Genomic DNA, 17063 nt, shown 5'->3' with positions numbered 1-17063 from the left:
GGCCGGCACAAGATCGGGGAGCGGCTTCAGTAAAGATAATCCGGGGAGAGAATAATGAATCCGACTTCGCAAACCGGCGGCCAACTCAGCCGCTATTCCCTTATGGTTGTTGCGATTTGCTGCCTGGCCGGGATTGTCGAGGGCTTTGATTACGCTGCAGCGGCTTTCGCTGCTCCGTTCATAGGCCGCGCGTGGGATGTATCAAATGCCCTTATCGGCATCATTTTCACGGCGGCCGGTCTGGGCGCCATATTGGGCAATATCTTCCTCGCCCCTCTTGGCGATCGATGGGGCCGCCGGCCTGCGATAATCTTCAATCTCCTGCTCACCGCATTGGCCACCTGTGCCGGCGGCCTTGCCACCAGTATCGAGATGCTGGCGCTTACCCGCCTTGTCTGCGGCATCGGCGTGGGCGGCCTATATCCCAACCTGATCGCCTTGGGACTGGAATATCTGCCGACACGGCACAAGGCGTTGGGCGCGGTCATAATCGCATGCTCCATGCCCGTGGGGCTAAGCATAAGCGGATTCATTTCGGGTTCTCTTGGGGCCACCTATGGCTGGCCGAGCATATTCTATTTCAGCGCATTCATCAGCGCCATCGTTGCGATTGGCTGCCTGGCATTGCTACCTGAATCTCCACAATATCTGATCCGCTTTGAACGGCACAGAGCCAAGGCCCATGAGATTATGGGGAAAGCGTTTCCAGACGCCGATCAGCAACTTTTGGACGCTGCGTCAACGCAACCAGCCGCGGATATCAGGAAAGAGGGCATCATCGAGAAATTCACGAGCCTGGTGTCCGAGAAACATCGCACAACGACGCTCCTGATCTGGGTGATCACCTTCCTGACGATGTGCATGAACTATTTCTTCTCCGGCTGGCTTCCGACCGCATTGTCCAAGGAAGGAATGGATATTTCGGCCGCCACGCGCGCGCTTTCGGTTTTCACGATCGGAGGTTTGGCCGGCAGCCTGATAACCTCCAAAGCCCAAACCCGGTTCAGCCCGGCGGCGGCATTAAGTTCATGCTATGTCATTGCGGCGCTGGGGCTGCTCTTTCTTGGCCAGATCGCCCTTAAGGATGGACCGCTCCTGCTGATCGCCATGTTTTTCGTCGGCTGGGGAATATTTGGCGGGCAATTCAGCCTGGTCGTCATAACGGGCCGCTATTATTCGGCCGAGATCCGTTCGACCGGCATAGGCGCGGCGACCGCTATCGGTCGATTGGGAGGGATGGCCATCTCGCTTCTCGGCGGCGTTTTGCTGGCATCCAACCTGAAGGTGTCGCTGATATTTGTTGGCTTATCCGCGCCAGCGCTGATCGCCCTCTTTGCGATTTTCGGCCTATGGTCGCTGACTTCCAGGGACAAGAAGGCGGAGTATCAAACCGCGACATGATAGCGGACTAAAAACCCAAAAAAAGGGGCGCTGGCCGTAACCAGCGCCCCTTCTCAAGCCTAAGGGTGCGACCCCAGGGCTGTGGCGGGTCAAGCAGCGCTTTGACGGTTGAATATCCGGTCGAACTGCGCCGGCGTCGCCGCCTCTGTAGCCTTGACATCCTGCTTCTTGATTTCCGCGCTGAACGCCTCCGCACGCATTACGGCGGGCCGTTCACCGATGCGCTTCAGCCAGCCCTCAACGGCTGGCGCAATCTCCCGTTCAACAAGATCGCCGTAGATCAGCTTTATCCACGGATAAGTCGCCATATCGGCAATCGAATATTCCTTGCCGCCAAGATATTCGGCCTGATTCAACCGCTGATCCACGACCTTGCACAGCCGCCGCATTTCCGCCCGGTAGCGCGCCAGCCCATAGTCGCTTCCCGCAGGCGCAAATCGCAGGAAATGGATATATTGGCCAAACATCGGCCCAATCGTGCTCATCTGCAGCATCAGCCACTGGATGACCAAAGAGCGGGCCGTCGGATCGATTGGCAGGAAAGCCTTCCGGGTTTCCGCAAGGTGGATAAGAATGGCCCCGGATTCCATGACGGCCAGAGGGTCCCCTGGCACTTCATCATCGACAATCACCGGAACCTTCGAATTCAGGTTGAGCGCAAGAAACTCATCCGTGAACTGTTCCCCATCGAGCAGGCGGACGCGGTTCATCGACCAATCCGCTGAGATTTCCTCAAGCATGATGATAACCTTCACGACATTCGGACTGCTCATCCCATAAAGCTTGATCATGCTATCTATTCCTTCGATCTGCGGGCCTGTTTCGCATCCGCCTGGCTGCGGCGCTCCATCCCGCTATGCGAGACAGGGCGAATGGCCGGAGCACGGTCCGGCCGTTCATTGCACGAATTTACCGAGGTTGAGCGTTAATCAACCATCTTCACGAACACCGGCTCGAACACCGTCGACTTGTCGATGAACTCGTTAAACTGGTAACGGCCCTCGGCCTTCGCCATTTCGATATATTCCCAGACTTCCTTGAAATGGTCGTCGATATTGTCCGCCTCAATCTCGTACAGGGAAACGTATTTCCACTGGTTTTCCATGGCGAACTCATAGGATTTCATATCCAGCGCCTTGTATCGTCCCAATACCTTCGTGTTGGGCACGCCCTCATATACCGGCATTGCGACATTATCATAATAGTCGTTATATTCGTCTTCTTTACCCTCGATCGGGTTCGTGAAAGCCAGCACCATAAATTTAGCCATTTTCACTTCTCCACAGTTTACTCAAAATTCTACGCACGCGCCATTTTGGGCTTCACGACGCGCCCCGATATCCGCCAACCGGCCTCGGAACGCCTGAACTTATCATGATATTCGGCCAGCACCGCCGCACCCGCCAGAATTCCCACGCCATCTTCCGACATGGGCGCCTGATAAAAGGTCAGATAGGATATGCAGTCGGCCTCATCGCGGGTGACTGAACCGAAAAGCGGCACCGTGATGACATGCATCGAGACCACATCTTCGGGTGACTCTTTCAGCATTTCAACCAATTCGGCGCCGCGCATTTTGTTGCCGGGCCATTCAATAATGCAGTCGCTGGTCATCAACCCCAGCAGTTCATCATAGCGGCGATTATCGATGAAATGCGCAAAGCGATTAATCAGCTTCACGCATTCCCCTTCGATCCGCCATGCTTCACTGTCGTCAAAAAGAGTTTGTTGATCCATGCTTGGCTCCTGTGCCGGATCGGGAGATGGCCCCCGATCCGGTATTGATCATGGATGGCCTAAAAACGCTTCGTCACGGACAGGCCATAGGTGCGCGGAGCGCCCAACTGGCCAACCACCTGACCGCCGATGAAATCCGACGCTGCCGTGGCTGCGACCCCATAGGTCTTGTTCGTCAGATTGCGAACGAAGAGACCGCCCGACCAGCCGCTGTCGCCCGAATTATAGTCGAGGAAAAGGTTTACCTCGGTGCGCGAAGGCTGGCTGACGAATGGGTGGTTGAACTGAGAGAAGTAAATGCGGTCAACCCAGATGACATTCGCCCGCGGAGTGAAATCACCTGCCCCAGTGTGAATGGTATAGCCGATCTCTCCATCAATCTTATATTTGGGAGAGTAAGCGAGCTGATTGCCACGCAGGTCGAATGCTTGCGTGCCATCCGGCAGGGTGATGGGTCCCTGGCCCGGCAGCGAAGGATCTGGCGAGATATATTTGGTATATTCCGAATGTAGCCAGGAAAGATTGAGCTTGAGCTGCAGATCATCGACCGGAAGTGCGGTGAATTGCCCCTCAAGGCCGTAGATTCTGGCGCCGGCTGCATTCCGGGTGACAGTCCTGATCCCTTCGACGACAGTCACCTGCAGATTGGTGTAGTCATACCAGAAGCCCGCGATATTCGCCCTCAGCTTCCGGTCAAACAGATCCGCCTTCAGACCGACTTCATAGTCCTTGATCTTTTCGGGAGCGAATGCGGTTTGCAGATAACCGAAGTTGAAACCACCGCTCTTGAACCCCTGCGAGTAGGTCGCATACCCAAAGACGGTATCCGCGAACTGATAATGGATGGTGGCCTTCGGATCGGTGGAGTTCCACGATGCCTTCTGGCTCTGGAAGGTCGCAAGGGCCGGGTTCGGGATGAACAACATCGCCGGGTTAAAGACATTGGCAATGTCAAACTGCGAATATTCCGCCAGGCTCCGCTTCTCCTTGCTGTAGCGAAGGCCGAGGTCGATACCGAGCCGGTCAGTGATATTCACCGTTACCTGCGAGAAGGCCGCATAGGCATTGGTTACCTGCGTGCCGGCGTTCAAGGCGCCCTGGAGCATCGGGGTCACCGGCCCTCCGAACAATGCCGGCGACAGTTGTACGTCGCTGCCCCCGAAATTCTTTTCATGGAAATAATAAGCGCCGAGCAGGATATCGACCGGTCCGATGCTGCGGGCGAGACGCAATTCCTGCGTGAACTGCTTGGCCCATTCCCTCTGGTTGGTCGAGACATAACCGCCAGTGGTGCCGTCAAGCGGAGCCGCCAGGAACTGCTTGAAGCGGCGATAACCGGTCAGCGAAGTAAGCTGGGTGCCGCCAAGATCAAGCGAGACGGTTGCCGAGCCGCCATAGCTTTCCATCTTTTGCCGCGGGTCCGTTCCCGCAACATCCCGGACATTATCGGGCTTTACAAAGCCCCTGATGATGCTGGGAGGCGTGAAACCCGGTTGCTGGGCAAGATAGTGGAAGCTGCCGCTATGATCATCCAGCTTGTAGTAATCGGCTTCAAGGATGATCTTCAGCGAGGACGAAGGCTCAATCTTGACCTTGGCGCGAACGCCGCGCGTCCGCTCATCGTCAACATCCTGTCCGGTGGAGATATTCTCACCATAGCCATTGCGGTCGCTCGTCTGGAAAGCCAGCCTGGCCGAAACCGTGTCGGACAGGGGGCCACCGACAGCGCCTTCCGTCCTGATCAATCCATAATTGCCGACCGTAAGCGTGCCATAGCCATCCAGGCGGTCGCCGGGATCGGTTGTGATGATGTTGATCGCGCCGGCCGTTGCATTGCGCCCATAGAGCGTGCCCTGCGGCCCCGCGAGCACTTCAATCCGCTCCACGTCATAGAAACCCAGCAGGGCCGCCTGCGAACGGGCGCTGATAATGCCGTCGGTATAAATCGCGACGCGGGAATCCTGACCTTGCGAAATCGCATCGAGGCCAATGCCGCGAATAAAGACTTTGGTCGTGCCGTTGTTACGCCCGAAGGTGACGTTGGGCACCTGGGTCGAAAGGCTTTCAATGTCCACAATCTGCTTGGAGCGGAGGGCTTCGCCACCAACAGCGGAAATGGCGATTGGCGTACGCTGCACGCTCGCCTCACGCCGTTCCGCAGTGACGATAATATCCTGAATCTGACCCCCGCCAGATGCATCATCTGCCGCTGCGGCCGGCGTTTCTGAAGTTTGCGCCTGAGCCACGCCGCCAAAAGCCGTAGCCAGCGCCATAACGCCGGACGCTGAAATCAAAGATTTCCGGAAAAACTGTACCGACATAATATCTCTCCATCCCTTCATTTTCTTATATGATTGCCTGCTCTGCGCGCACCCGGACGGACCATCTCCGACAGGGTGCGCGCCTGCATTCATGTGTCGAACTCAACCCCACGGCTCACGGCTTCCCACCGCTTGCGTTCTTGTAAAGTCTGCTCCGCCGATGCCACGAGCGCATCGAATGCGCCCGACGTGAACGGCAACCGGAACGGGGTGTCGTCCGCATCCAGCACCGCTACGATCGCCCGCGCTATCTTGGCCGGGTCGCCCTTTTCGTTCCCGGCGACTTCCTCGACATGCTCGATCAACCCGCCGACCGTTGGGTTGTAAGCGGGACCGAACGGCGATTGGGTGATTGCAGGCCCCGCAAAATTGGTGCGCATGGCGCCAGGCTGCGGCACCATCACCTTGATGCCCAGCGGCCGCACTTCCTCCGCCAGCGCAATCGAAAGCCCTTCCAAAGCGAATTTGCCAGCCGAGTAGGCCGACATGCCCGGCACGGACATCTGCCCAGCCTGACTGCTGATGTTGACGATCGCGCCACTGCCGCGCTCGCGCATTTTGGGCAGCACAGCCTGGATCAGCGCCACGGGGCCGTAGAAAATCAGCTCCATGAGGGAGCGCAGATCCTTTTCCGGCGTATCTTCGACCGAACCAATATGACCGCGGCCAGCCGCATTCACCAGCACGTCAATCGCGCCATGCTGTGAGAGAAGGTCGCCAACGACGCCACGAATCTGGGCTGCATCTGTAACATCAAGCTGCACCGCCGAAGCGCGATCAGGATAAGCGGCGACGACCTCAGCGGCTCCGGACGGATTGCGATCAGCCAATATGGCCTTGTCTCCGGCAGCAAGCGCCGCTCGCGCGATTTCCCGGCCAAGTCCTGAGGCAGCGCCCGTGATGAGCCAAGTGCGAGTCATATGATGAAGTTCCTTTTGCAAGTGGAATGCGGTTCAGAAGTTGCTGACTGGCGCGAGGACGGCGTCACGGCTTCGCTCGCTGCCGAAGCGAAATTCCCGTGCGCACAGCCGCCCGTTTCAGCGCTGCCATGCCAGTGCAAATGAATGGTGGGGCATCCAAGGCCGGTAATCAGCGCAAGGTTTTGCATCGCCTGGATCTTCTCTCCTGCTTGGCAGATGACCTTTGCGGCCATTCTGCGCCGCTCTGGCCATAGGGCTGAGCGACGAGAGGAAGATGCCAACAGACTCGCGCGAAACGCGAGTTTAAGGTTGTTAGAGGTTGTTAGATCGCATTAGCGGTGGAGCTATTTTCGACGATTTTTCGGGCATCGCGCCATATTGCTGCGCGAGATTCTATCCAATCGTGTGCCCCAATTGTTCAAGCAGACTACTGGCCGAAATCAGATCACCAGTCGCAAAGCCCTCTTCAAAGCGGTTCAGCACCGCCTCCAGCCTGGCCCTTACCGACTCGCCCCGTCCCTGATCAAGCATGAGCCGGGCGAGGCTTATCTCCGATCGCAATTCCCACGAAAGCGCCCCCTGCCGCCTGGCAAGATCGATCGACGCGTGCAGACTGTCCTCGGCCATCCTGGTTTCGCCGGATACCGCCTCCAGCACGCCGCGGATGCGGAGCCATTCCGGCAGGTCATAGGCGCCGCCGATTGAATTAATCTGTTTTATGCGAGCATCCACTGCGCACCGCGCCTCACTCGACCTTCCGGTCGCGCCAAGCGCCTTCACAAGAGAGCGTGCGAATATTGCGCCATAAACGCCATATTCACGCGCGCGCAGCAGCAGCAAGGCCTCCTGCAGCCGGTCGATCGCTTCGGCGAACTTGCCCTGCTCGACAAGGGATTGACCGGCAAATCCCATTGCAACGGCCTGATAGGGCGCCATGGAATAGCGGCGCGCCTTTTCCCGCAGCTTCGCCCCAAGAAAATCTGCGGAGACATTATCCCCGATCTCCCGAAATACGACGGCAGCGGAGGACAGGCCCATGCAGGAGAAAAGAACGGACGGCGAATCCGTGCTGATCAGCTTGGCGGCGCGAACGGCCTGATCAGGATAACCCCGTATCCACAGGGTCAGCGAAAATCCGATCCACGGATCGCCCACGAAGGCATAATCCGCCGGGCTGACAGGATCAGAGACCAAGCGTTCCTTGATCACCTGTTCGAAAAGCTGCTGCGCCAAGGGCTGATCGCCCATCAGGCCGTGCGAACAGGCAACCATCTGCAATGCGCTGGTCGCGCAATGCGGCTCTCCGATCTTATCGGCCAATATCTCCAGCCGTCGCGCCATTGGCAGAAGATAGTTGAATTCTCCCGCGTTAAGCCGGAGCAACTGCATGCAATAAATCAGCCGATACTCGACGCGGGAATCGCCAAGCCGCTCTGCAATAACCAAAGCGCGCTCCAGAGCCGCTTGCGCCCTTTCGCCATTGGTTTGCGTCATGATGAGAACCGCGCCGTGAGCAGCCTCAAGATCCATTTCGAGCGCGCTGCCGCGCTCCGCCTCGTCCAGCATGGACATGGCATGCTCAATCCAGCGGCCGGCCTCGTCGAAAAGCGAGAAGGGAATGAGAAATGGTCCGCATTGCGCTGCAAGCCGCAGGCCCAGAGAGCGGTCGCCCTGCTCCGAGAAGGTCCAGGGCAACGCGACGCGAAGATCGCCGAGCAGGTCGGTCGCCTCCCGCGTCACGCCTTTCAGGGCGATGCTCGCAATATCGATTGTGGAGAGTTTATCCGCCACAAATCGCGCGTGGCGGTGCGCAATCTCCCGCGCCCCGCCACTTTCCGCCAACTTTGCATGCGCATAGGCGCGCGTTGTGTCGAGCAAACGATAACGCGCTGTCTCATCCCCCAGATCAACGGAGATCATTGATTTGGCGACAATATTTTCAAGCAACTCGTCGATCACATCCGCTTCACGCTTGCTGTCCGCCATCATTGATTGAACGGCCTCCAGGGTGAAGAAGCCCGGAAATACCGAAAGCTGCTGGAGCGCCGCCTTTTCGCATGAGGAGAGAAGTTCGAAACTCCAGTCCAGCGTTTCATACAGCGTTTGATGGCGCGGCATGGCGCTCCGGCGTCCACGCCACCGAAGCCGGAAACGTCCGTCAAGAAGCTGGGCGGTTTCGGCAAGGCCGTGCTGGCCGGCGCGGCTGGCGGCAATCTCTATCGCCAGCGGCATGCCGTCCAGAGCATGACACATCTCTGCGATGACTGCGGCGTCGCAATCGTTCAGTTCAGCGCCAAGCCCCGCGGCGGCGGCCCGCTCCACAAAAAGCCGCGCTGCGGGAAATTGCATCAATGCCGATGCGGGCACAGTTTCGTCTCTGGGCGGCAGATCCAGCGGCGCGAGCCGGATAACCCGCTCACCAATCGCGCGGAGGGGTTCCCGGCTGGTCGCGATAATCGCAACCGCTGGCGCTTCCCTATAGATGCTTTCACCGAGAGCCGCCGCCCGCTCGACCACATGTTCGCAACTGTCGAGCACGATCAATGCGCGCATATCCTTCAGCATCGCCAAGACGGCTGGTGTCGGATCGCTCGAATCCACCAGCAGGCCGAGCGCCGAAGCCAGCGCGCTGACAACCAGAGACGGGTCCTTGATCGGCGAAAGGTCGAGGAAGACGACATTATTGTCGAAAGCTTCCGCCTGTGCGCTTGCGATGCTGGTGGCGACGGTCGTCTTGCCGATCCCACCGGCGCCATGAATAGTAACAAAGCGGTAGGCGAGGAGGTTTTCAGTAATCGTGTCGACAATCTCCTCGCGCCCGATCACATTTACGGAGGATCGCAGAAATTGCTGCCGTTGCAGCCTTGGCGCTACAGGTTGAATATTCGCAGGTTCATCGATGGCGAGCGGCGCAACAAAACAATATCCGCGGCCTGGCACATTGCTGATATATCTGGCGCCATCCACGCCATCCCCCAGCGCCCTGCGTAAGGTGGCGATCTGGAACCGCAGACTGCCTTCATCGACCGTCAATCCGTCCCATACCCGCGCCATCAGCGTGCGCTTTGAAACGACCTCGCCACCGCGTTCGACGAGCGCAATCAACAATTCCAGAGCACGGCTTCCGATATTGATTGGCTGCCCGTCCCTTTCCAGCAGCCGCACGTCGCCGTGCAGGCAAAACGGCCCAAAGGAAACCGAACTTCGTGTGAGTTGATCCACAAGCCTCACCCTCGCGATTCCTCCAAGGGCAGCAGCCCTCAGGGATAGTTTCGCAGATACATCTCGAAGCCCGCCCGCCAGGCAGACCCACCGATTGTATCCACAGCCACCTCGCACCACGAATAACGGGCGGCGATTAAGTTTTCTCGTCCTTCTTCCGACACCCGCTTCCGGACGCCTACGTCAGATTGTCAAATTGCCTATCCGCCTATCACGCGATCCGTAACTGGACGGACTTTCACGCCTTCAAATTTTCTCCATTATGGATTCATCCTAGTTACACCGTACCGGGCTGGCAATCGGCGGTCAGGCGATCGGACGAAAGAACGCGGATTGCTGATCGTCGTCCCCTTTGACGAAAAGCAGCTCGACCTCATCGCCTATCTGCAACCGGTCAAAATCCGGCGTCAGCAGATTGGTCAGCATGGTCACCCCTTCCGTTAGAGTGACATAGGCGGTGGCATAAGGGGGCGTGGCCTTGCGAACCACGCTGTATGAATAGATATGTCCGCGCCCACTGGCCTGCAGCCACTCCACCTCAGCGGACGAACAGAAGGGGCAAATGCGGCGCGGATAATAATGAGGCTTGTCGCAGACTGAACACTGTCCAAACAGCAGGCGCGATTCATTGGCGGCCTGCTGAAACGCGGCTGCTTCGGGCGAGGTGTCGGTTGCTGCGGTGATCATCGTCAAAGTCTTTCAAAAATGGCTGTCGCGCAGCCATGCCTACGGTCCAGCATCCCGCCGGTCCCATGCGCAACGGCAAGATCGCAATTCTTCACCTGCACCGCAGGATGCGCTTCACCCCGCAATTGGCGGACAGCTTCAATAATCTTTGTCACGCCGCCGCGATGGGCGGGATGGTTGTTGCATAAGCCGCCACCGTCCGTGTTGACGGGAAGGCGACCGATACCGGAGATTAATTGTCCATCCTCGACAAACCGTCCCCCCTCGCCCTTGGCGCAGAATCCCAAATCTTCCAGCGCCAAAAGGACGGTGATGGTGAAGCTGTCATAGGTCGACAGATATTTGATATCGGCAGGTGATACGCCCGCCTGCGCAAACGCCTGCGCGCCGGATTTCTTGCCAGCGGTCGTGGTCAGGTCAAAGCCCGACCCAAGCTGATATTTTATGGATTCGCCCGCCCCCCGCAAACGAACCAAAGGACGGCAAAGGCTGCGTGCGATTTCTTCCCGCGCGACGATGATGGCCCCGCCGCCATCGGTGGTCACGCAGCAATCCAGGCGATGCAACGGATCGGCGATCATTGGCGACCCAAGCACGTCATCGACGGTCACGACCTTACGCAACAAAGCGTTCGGATTGTGCTGCGCGTGCTGGGATGCGGCCACCTTCACCCACGCGAGCTGCTCGCTGGTGGTGCCAAACTCATGCATGTGCCGCTTTGCGCACATGGCGTAAGATGCCGCCAGTATCGGCCGGTAAGGCAGCTCAAACAGGCTTTCGGGATAATCGGTATATTCAGTAACCAGCCCTGCCCGCTCCATCGCAGCACGCGGGCGTCCGGCCAGGGTTATCAGCGCGACATTGCATCGACCCGCAGCAATCGCCTGCGCAGCATGCGCAACATGGGCAATCGGCGCAGATCCTCCGATGTCGGTGGAATCGGCGTAGCGGACATCCAGTCCGAGATATTCCACGATGGAGAGAGGGCCGATGCCGGGCGCATCGCCTGCGCATAAATAGCCGTCGACATCATGTCGCGAAAGCCCGGCATCCTCAAGCGCTCCTATGGCGACCTCGGCATGGAGTTGAGCGACCGATTGCTCGACCGCCAACCGGGTCGGATGTTCGAAGGCGCCGACAATGTAGGCTTGGGACATGAGTTCCGGGATTCCTGCGCACCAAGGCGCGTCACTGGGTTGCGGGTACAGGCCCGTTAAAACGGGCATTTTCAATCTTGATCATTATATCAGTATTAGTCAATAATAGATGAGAAACGACCGGAGGGCATCCGTGAGAGACGCGGAATAGTGTCGGCATATCGCCGAATTTTCGGGATTTGGGTCATAAAATATCTGGCAGAGGTGATTTTTATTGATCTAATGGACAATAAATTATCCCTGCGCTATTGATCCATCAGACCAGCCGGCACGCTGCGCAACATATATGGAGAGACAGATGGCGTCGTCCGTTTACGACCAGTTTCGGGATACCGCGACACAATCCCCTGATCATGCTTTCCTGTGTTATCCAATGTCCGACAGCCGCGGTTATATGGCTGCGGGTGGAGAGATATTTTATGGCGAAGCGCTGCGCATAATCGATGCGTTGGCTCAGCGCTATGAGGCGGCGGGCTATGGTCCGGGTCACAGGGTTGCGCTGGTTGCCGGCAACCGGCCGGAGCATTTTTTCCATCTGATGGCCCTGAACAAGATTGGCTGCACGGCTGTTCCGCTCAACCCCGACTATCTGAACCATGAATTCGCATTCGGGATAGAGTTTGCGGAATGCTCGCTGGTCATTGGCGCCAATCCGCGCCTCGACGACTTGCAACAGGTCACAGCCGCGCTGAACCCTCCAGTGCCTCTTGTCGATGCGGAGCGATTGCCGGAAACGCTACCCAAGCCAGCGCGAGCGGCCGCCGCTTCATCCCCCACCATCGGCGAACGGGAGGCGATGATCATCTACACCTCCGGCACCACCGGGCGGCCCAAGGGGTGCATCATATCCAATATTTCATGCCTGGCGTCTGGAGAAAATTATTCCACGGCGGGCGGCCTGCTTGCATGGGAAAAAGGGAAAGAGCGGCTCTATATCCCCCTGCCCTCCTTCCATATGAACTTGTCGATCTACACCCTCAATACCATGGTGCGGATGCATTCCTGCCTTGTGATTCAGGACCGTTTCCGCCTGTCGAACTGGTGGTCCGATATCGTCGAAACCGGCGCGACCTGCTTCCACTATATGGGCATCATTCCTGCATTGCTGATGAAAGCTCCGGAATCGGACATCGAAAAGCATCACAAGATAAAGTTCGCGCAGGGCGCTGGGGTCGACGGATCGATCAAAAAGGCGTTCGAGAAACGCTTCGGCTTCCCGCTTATCGAAGCCTGGGGCATGACGGAAACATCTCGCGCAATACAAAATAGCCGCGAGCCCGTGGAACCGGGCGCACACGCTTTCGGGCGGCCCAGGGCGCCTCTCGAGGTGATGATCGCTGATGATAATGATCAGCCTCTCCCCTTCTCGACACCAGGCGAACTGCTCATCCGCTCACAAGGCCCAGATCCCCGCCACGGCTTTTTCTCAGGCTATCTGAAACAGCCGGAGGAGACAGAAAAAGCGTGGAGAAATGGATGGTTCCACACCGGCGATATCGTTACCCAACGCGACGACGGGATGCTGTTTTTCGTTGAAAGACGGAAGAATATCATCCGGCGGAGCGGAGAAAATATCGCTTCCGCCGAGATAGAGGATGCCCTGATCGACAACCCGGAAGTCGCCAGCGTGGCCGTCATGTCCGTGCCCGATGAACTCCATAATGAGGAAGTCATAGCGTGCGTCGTTCTCGCCAAGGGGGTAGAGGCATCCGCGGACAAGGCGATGGAAATTCAGGACCGCGCGCGCGCCAAACTGGCTTATTATAAATTGCCTGCGTGGATCGCCTTTATCGACAAAGTGCCGGTGACCGGCACGCAGAAGGTTCAGAAGGGGCAGATCTTCGTTGATATCGACGATCCGCGCGAAGACCCGCGCACCATCGATTTACGCGCGTTCAAGCGTAGAAAGGCAACTGCAAACACTGCCAGCAAAGCCTCATGAGCCGTCTCCCTCCCCTGCTCGCGGAAGAAATGACCGCCGAGCAGGCGCGCGCGCATCATGATATTGTGTCCGGTCCGCGCGGCGGCATCGCCGGGCCTCTGTCCATATGGGTGCGGATACCAGAACTGGCCGACCATGCGCAGAAGCTCGGCGCATATTGCCGCTTCGGCACAAAGCTGCGGGGAGACCTGCGCGAACTGGCGATCCTGATCACGGGCAAACATCTTCGCTCCGGGTTTGAATGGTGGGCGCATGAACGCATCGCCTTGTCCGAGGGACTGGACCCCGCCATTATCGCTGCCGTCAAAGATGATCTTCCCATCCCGGACGATCTTCCAGAAATGCGGGCGATGTATGATTTCTGCTCCGAATTGCTGCGCACCAACCGGATATCCGGGGCTAGCTACCGTGTTGCGCAGGATCTGTTCGGCACCGAACAACTCATAGAGATTGTTGGCGTCGTCGGATATTATTCGCTGATCTGCCACACCATAAATGCGTTTGAGGTGCCGGTGCCGCCCGATGAGCAGGACCCATTCCCATAGGTTGAGAGGGATCGCCTGATCAGCTCACGAAGACAAATTGATTGATCAATGCGATCGTGCCCTCAACCTCATCTGTGCTGAACGGATTTTTGTTCGTCAGCAATTGATATTCAGCCGACACAACGAAAGGAACCGCCGCCATAGCGTTGATCGCGAAGCGCAGACGCGCGGGATCGACCATACGCACCTTCCCTTCTTTCTGACCGTCGATAATCAGCCTGGTGATGTAGCGCATACTGTCTTTGGTGTTGTGTTCGAATATCCACAGGAGCCGATCGGTAATGTTATGTCCCTCCAGCGTCATCAGACGATGCAGCGAAGGCGTGTTGGCGAATTGGCGGACAGTATCCGCGATATATCGGCGCAGCCGTTCGCTCGCGGGCAAATCCTCCCGTTCATCCGGGATGAAACGGCTGCGAACATCCTGGAGAACATGCTCCATCATCCGTTTCCACAAATCTTCCTTGGACCCGAAATGATAAAGCAGCAGCGGCAGCGACGTATGCGCATCCCTGGCAATCTGCCGTATCGATGCGCCCTCAAAACCATAATTTGAAAAGGCCGTCAGCGCGGAATTCAGGATTCTCGCCTTCACCTCATCGGGGTCGCGCCGCGCCTGCCTTTTTCTGGGAGATTGCGCGTCCGTTGAAGACGCACTTTCCGGAGTAGCGTCGTCAACCATCGGTTCGCGCCGCCAGCAGCAAACGCGCGACAAGCGTGCTCACCATCATGCCGCCGTCATCCTGCACGGTAGCGCCGACTACCCCAATCATCCCGAAATTCTCTCGCCCCAACAACTGATCTCATGATCAATATCATGATCAGCGCAAAGCGGCCAGCGCGATTGCGCGAATATCCCCAAATATGGACATTTTTGACGATAAGCAGCAATGCCGCCTCATCAATCCTGCTGCCCCGCACAATTACAGGATCGCAATTTCCTTGCTGATCATACGATAAGTATGTTGACGCTTTCGGGATTCGTGAATTATGTAAAAATTGTGCTGCGGGGGGTTATCCCTAGCCATGAGAAGCTAACCGATCACCACAGAGAGGCGATGTCGTGAATAAACTTAAGACCCAGGTTCTGATTGTCGGCGCTGGCGGAAGCGGTCTGGCACTTTCCATTTTCCTGGGCGACCTCGGCATTGATGCTCTGACGGTTGAGCGGCACCCGGCCACATCCCATCTTCCCAAGGCCCATTATGTCAGCCAGCGGACCATGGAAGTGTTTCGCCAGCATGGATTTGCAGAGGCTGTGGCCGCGAAGGGGGCTAAGCCGGAAAATCTGCAACGCGTTCGCTGGCTGACGTCGGTAGGCGGCGATGGCCCGTTGGACCGGATCAAGATCGTAGCGCGGCCGGTTTTCGGCGGCATGGAGGATCGCGCCGACTATGAGGGTAAGGGCGTCATTCCCCCGACCAATATTCCGCAGGTCAGGCTGGAGCCGATCCTGCTGGAGGTCGCGGAAGCGCGCCGCCCCGGACGCATCCTGTTCCAGCACGAGTTTCTAAGCTTCGAGGAAAATGACAGCGGCATCGTCGCGACGATCCGCAACCGCGAAACTTCCGAGGAATTCCAGGTTGAATGCGACTATCTCATCGGCGCTGATGGCGGCAAGACCATCGGCGAGATGGTCGGCGTCAAAATGGAAGGGCAAACCGACCTTGGCGAGATGTATACGATCTGGTTCAAGGCTGATCTGAGCGGTCTTCTTGACGAAGACGACATTCCGATGCGGCGCATCTGGCATCCCAGCGATCCCTACGCGATGACCTCGCTCCTTGCCTTTGGGCCGAAGAATTTCGATCGGCACAGTGAGGAATGGACCTCTAATTTCGGCCGCGTCTGGCGCAAGGACGATCTGGACGATGATGGCAAACCGGTCAGAAGGGGCCTGACGGAGAAGGAAATTATCGAGGAAGGCCTGAGAAAGCTGAAGCTGGATGTTCCGGTGGAAGTCATCAAGGTCAACAGTTGGACCCGTGAGCAGGTAATCGCGAACAAATTCTCGTTCGGCCGGGTTCACCTCATCGGTGATGCTGCGCACCGTCACGGCGCAGGCGCGGGGCTTGGCCTCAATTCCGGTTTTCAGGATGCGCACAACATCGCCTGGAAACTCGCTCTGGTTCTGAAGGGACAGGCTCCGGCTTCTTTGCTCAATTCCTTTGAAAGTGAACGGCGGCCCGTCGTCAGTTGGAATGCCGAGTGGTCGACGCTGACCATGAGCAACCTGTTCCTGCTGTCCGGCGCGATGGGCGCAGTGCCCGGCGAACCGCCCGAACAAACCGTAAAGCGGTTTGAGCTTCTCATGTCGGATACTCGGATGGGGGCCACGAAGCGTGCGCAGATGGAAGAAATATTTGCGACGCAGCGTATCGAATATGCCGCACACGATATCGAGATGGGGTTCCATTATGATGATGGGGCAGTGGTTGCCGACGGCTCGCCCGCTCCTTGGCGCGACCCCATGGGGCATGAATATCGTCCGACCAGCAGGCCGGGATCACGCCTGCCGCACGCCTGGCTGCATTGCGGTGGCGAACGCGTCTCCACCCATGATCTCATCCCCACGGGCGGCTTTTTGCTGCTGACAGGAAAAGATGGACAGGAATGGTGCAATGCCGCAGCCGTCATTTCTGCTGAAACCAACCTGACGATACGCACCGTTCGCGTCGGCGATAATGGTGACGCCAGTGATCCTGCAGGCGCCTGGGACCAGGTGCGGGAGATCAGCGACAACGGATGCATCCTTGTGCGCCCGGATGCTCATGTCGGCTTCCGCTCAATGAGCGGGGCAGCCGATGCCGTGTCTGCGCTCAGATCTGCGGTCGAACAATTGTTGGCGGGAAGGGCCTGATCCGGTGGCTCCGCACAGTCTTTCAACGCAGAGGCTGCATCATGAAAGGGCGTCGCCGGGCATAGCAGTGCGACCGGATTTTCTGTGGAATCCGGCCGGTAGCCGCTGCCCAACCGGTTGGCCATGAAGTGATGGGGTTATATCGCGGTAATGACTAATCGAAATTCTCATATTTCGGAACTGTATTGATATAACCCCTTAATAGTTACGATATTTCACAGGTAAAATGGTATCACATATGTAACCTTGGCAACAAAATGTGCCTCCTTGT

General features: G+C 57.6%; 14 protein-coding genes. 4 read left to right on the top strand and 10 right to left on the bottom strand.

Annotated features, from left to right (window positions below; translation table 11 throughout):
• Positions 1-54 precede the first annotated feature (54 nt).
• Complete coding sequence (locus BHQ40_RS07785; protein ID WP_070154566.1) at positions 55-1401, top strand: MFS transporter; 1347 nt, start codon at positions 55-57, stop codon at positions 1399-1401.
• Between the two features lie 89 nt (positions 1402-1490).
• Here BHQ40_RS07785 and BHQ40_RS07780 read toward each other — a convergent pair whose 3' ends face one another.
• From BHQ40_RS07780 to BHQ40_RS07745, 9 genes are all read right to left on the bottom strand, one after another.
• Positions 1491-2192, bottom strand: a complete 702-nt coding sequence (locus BHQ40_RS07780; RefSeq protein WP_070154564.1) for a glutathione binding-like protein — start codon at positions 2190-2192, stop codon at positions 1491-1493.
• A 134-nt stretch (positions 2193-2326) separates the two neighbouring features.
• On the bottom strand, positions 2327-2671 hold the full coding sequence (locus tag BHQ40_RS07775; protein ID WP_139139224.1) for a hypothetical protein: 345 nt from the start codon (positions 2669-2671) through the stop codon (positions 2327-2329).
• A 29-nt stretch (positions 2672-2700) separates the two neighbouring features.
• On the bottom strand, positions 2701-3138 hold the full coding sequence (locus BHQ40_RS07770; protein WP_070154560.1) for a nuclear transport factor 2 family protein: 438 nt from the start codon (positions 3136-3138) through the stop codon (positions 2701-2703).
• Between the two features lie 59 nt (positions 3139-3197).
• Positions 3198-5459, bottom strand: a complete 2262-nt coding sequence (locus BHQ40_RS07765; RefSeq protein ID WP_171905797.1) for a TonB-dependent receptor — start codon at positions 5457-5459, stop codon at positions 3198-3200.
• Positions 5460-5548: 89 nt separating this feature from the next.
• Complete coding sequence (locus tag BHQ40_RS07760) at positions 5549-6379, bottom strand: SDR family NAD(P)-dependent oxidoreductase (protein WP_070154552.1); 831 nt, start codon at positions 6377-6379, stop codon at positions 5549-5551.
• Positions 6376-6612, bottom strand: coding sequence for a hypothetical protein (locus BHQ40_RS25620; protein ID WP_139139223.1), 237 nt, complete (start codon positions 6610-6612; stop codon positions 6376-6378). Before BHQ40_RS25620 ends, BHQ40_RS07760 begins: the two co-directional genes overlap by 4 nt.
• Before the next feature lie 160 nt (positions 6613-6772).
• Entirely contained in the window at positions 6773-9544 is a 2772-nt protein-coding gene (locus tag BHQ40_RS07755; RefSeq protein ID WP_171905796.1) for an ATP-binding protein, read from the bottom strand.
• A 363-nt stretch (positions 9545-9907) separates the two neighbouring features.
• Positions 9908-10288 carry a Zn-ribbon domain-containing OB-fold protein gene (locus BHQ40_RS07750; RefSeq protein ID WP_070154548.1) on the bottom strand — a complete coding sequence of 127 codons (381 nt, stop codon included), beginning with the start codon at positions 10286-10288 and terminating at the stop codon, positions 9908-9910.
• A 2-nt stretch (positions 10289-10290) separates the two neighbouring features.
• On the bottom strand, positions 10291-11445 hold the full coding sequence (locus BHQ40_RS07745; protein WP_070154546.1) for a thiolase family protein: 1155 nt from the start codon (positions 11443-11445) through the stop codon (positions 10291-10293).
• A 286-nt stretch (positions 11446-11731) separates the two neighbouring features.
• Between BHQ40_RS07745 and BHQ40_RS07740 the strand changes: the two genes are divergently transcribed.
• A complete protein-coding gene (locus BHQ40_RS07740; RefSeq protein ID WP_070154544.1) occupies positions 11732-13387 on the top strand; it encodes an AMP-binding protein in 1656 nt (551 codons plus the stop codon).
• Positions 13384-13932, top strand: coding sequence for a carboxymuconolactone decarboxylase family protein (locus BHQ40_RS07735; protein ID WP_070154541.1), 549 nt, complete (start codon positions 13384-13386; stop codon positions 13930-13932). Before BHQ40_RS07740 ends, BHQ40_RS07735 begins: the two co-directional genes overlap by 4 nt.
• A gap of 19 nt (positions 13933-13951) precedes the next feature.
• Here the strand turns inward: BHQ40_RS07735 and BHQ40_RS07730 are convergent, their stop codons facing one another.
• Entirely contained in the window at positions 13952-14614 is a 663-nt protein-coding gene (locus tag BHQ40_RS07730) for a TetR/AcrR family transcriptional regulator (protein WP_070154540.1), read from the bottom strand.
• 381 nt (positions 14615-14995) lie between these two features.
• Here BHQ40_RS07730 and BHQ40_RS07725 point away from each other — a divergent pair, with 381 nt between their 5' ends.
• Positions 14996-16792 carry an FAD-dependent monooxygenase gene (locus BHQ40_RS07725; RefSeq protein WP_070154538.1) on the top strand — a complete coding sequence of 599 codons (1797 nt, stop codon included), beginning with the start codon at positions 14996-14998 and terminating at the stop codon, positions 16790-16792.
• Positions 16793-17063: the final 271 nt, after the last annotated feature.

Source organism: Sphingobium phenoxybenzoativorans (assembly GCF_001757355.1).
GTDB lineage: Bacteria > Pseudomonadota > Alphaproteobacteria > Sphingomonadales > Sphingomonadaceae > Sphingobium > Sphingobium phenoxybenzoativorans.
Note: the sequence above shows the minus strand (reverse complement) of the source record. Positions and strands in the feature narration are given on the sequence as shown.

Bases quoted from the DNA above. Each gene is read 5' to 3' on its own strand.
- BHQ40_RS25620 (WP_139139223.1), bottom strand. From the start codon at position 6,612: ATGGCCGCAAAGGTCATCTGCCAAGCAGGAGAGAAGATCCAGGCGATG.
- BHQ40_RS07750 (WP_070154548.1), bottom strand. From the start codon at position 10,288: ATGATCACCGCAGCAACCGACACCTCGCCCGAAGCAGCCGCGTTTCAG.
- BHQ40_RS07775 (WP_139139224.1), bottom strand. From the start codon at position 2,671: ATGGCTAAATTTATGGTGCTGGCTTTCACGAACCCGATCGAGGGTAAA.
- BHQ40_RS07760 (WP_070154552.1), bottom strand. From the start codon at position 6,379: ATGACTCGCACTTGGCTCATCACGGGCGCTGCCTCAGGACTTGGCCGG.
- BHQ40_RS07730 (WP_070154540.1), bottom strand. From the start codon at position 14,614: ATGGTTGACGACGCTACTCCGGAAAGTGCGTCTTCAACGGACGCGCAA.
- BHQ40_RS07740 (WP_070154544.1), top strand. From the start codon at position 11,732: ATGGAGAGACAGATGGCGTCGTCCGTTTACGACCAGTTTCGGGATACC.
- BHQ40_RS07765 (WP_171905797.1), bottom strand. From the start codon at position 5,459: ATGTCGGTACAGTTTTTCCGGAAATCTTTGATTTCAGCGTCCGGCGTT.
- BHQ40_RS07745 (WP_070154546.1), bottom strand. From the start codon at position 11,445: ATGTCCCAAGCCTACATTGTCGGCGCCTTCGAACATCCGACCCGGTTG.
- BHQ40_RS07735 (WP_070154541.1), top strand. From the start codon at position 13,384: ATGAGCCGTCTCCCTCCCCTGCTCGCGGAAGAAATGACCGCCGAGCAG.
- BHQ40_RS07785 (WP_070154566.1), top strand. From the start codon at position 55: ATGAATCCGACTTCGCAAACCGGCGGCCAACTCAGCCGCTATTCCCTT.
- BHQ40_RS07780 (WP_070154564.1), bottom strand. From the start codon at position 2,192: ATGATCAAGCTTTATGGGATGAGCAGTCCGAATGTCGTGAAGGTTATC.
- BHQ40_RS07770 (WP_070154560.1), bottom strand. From the start codon at position 3,138: ATGGATCAACAAACTCTTTTTGACGACAGTGAAGCATGGCGGATCGAA.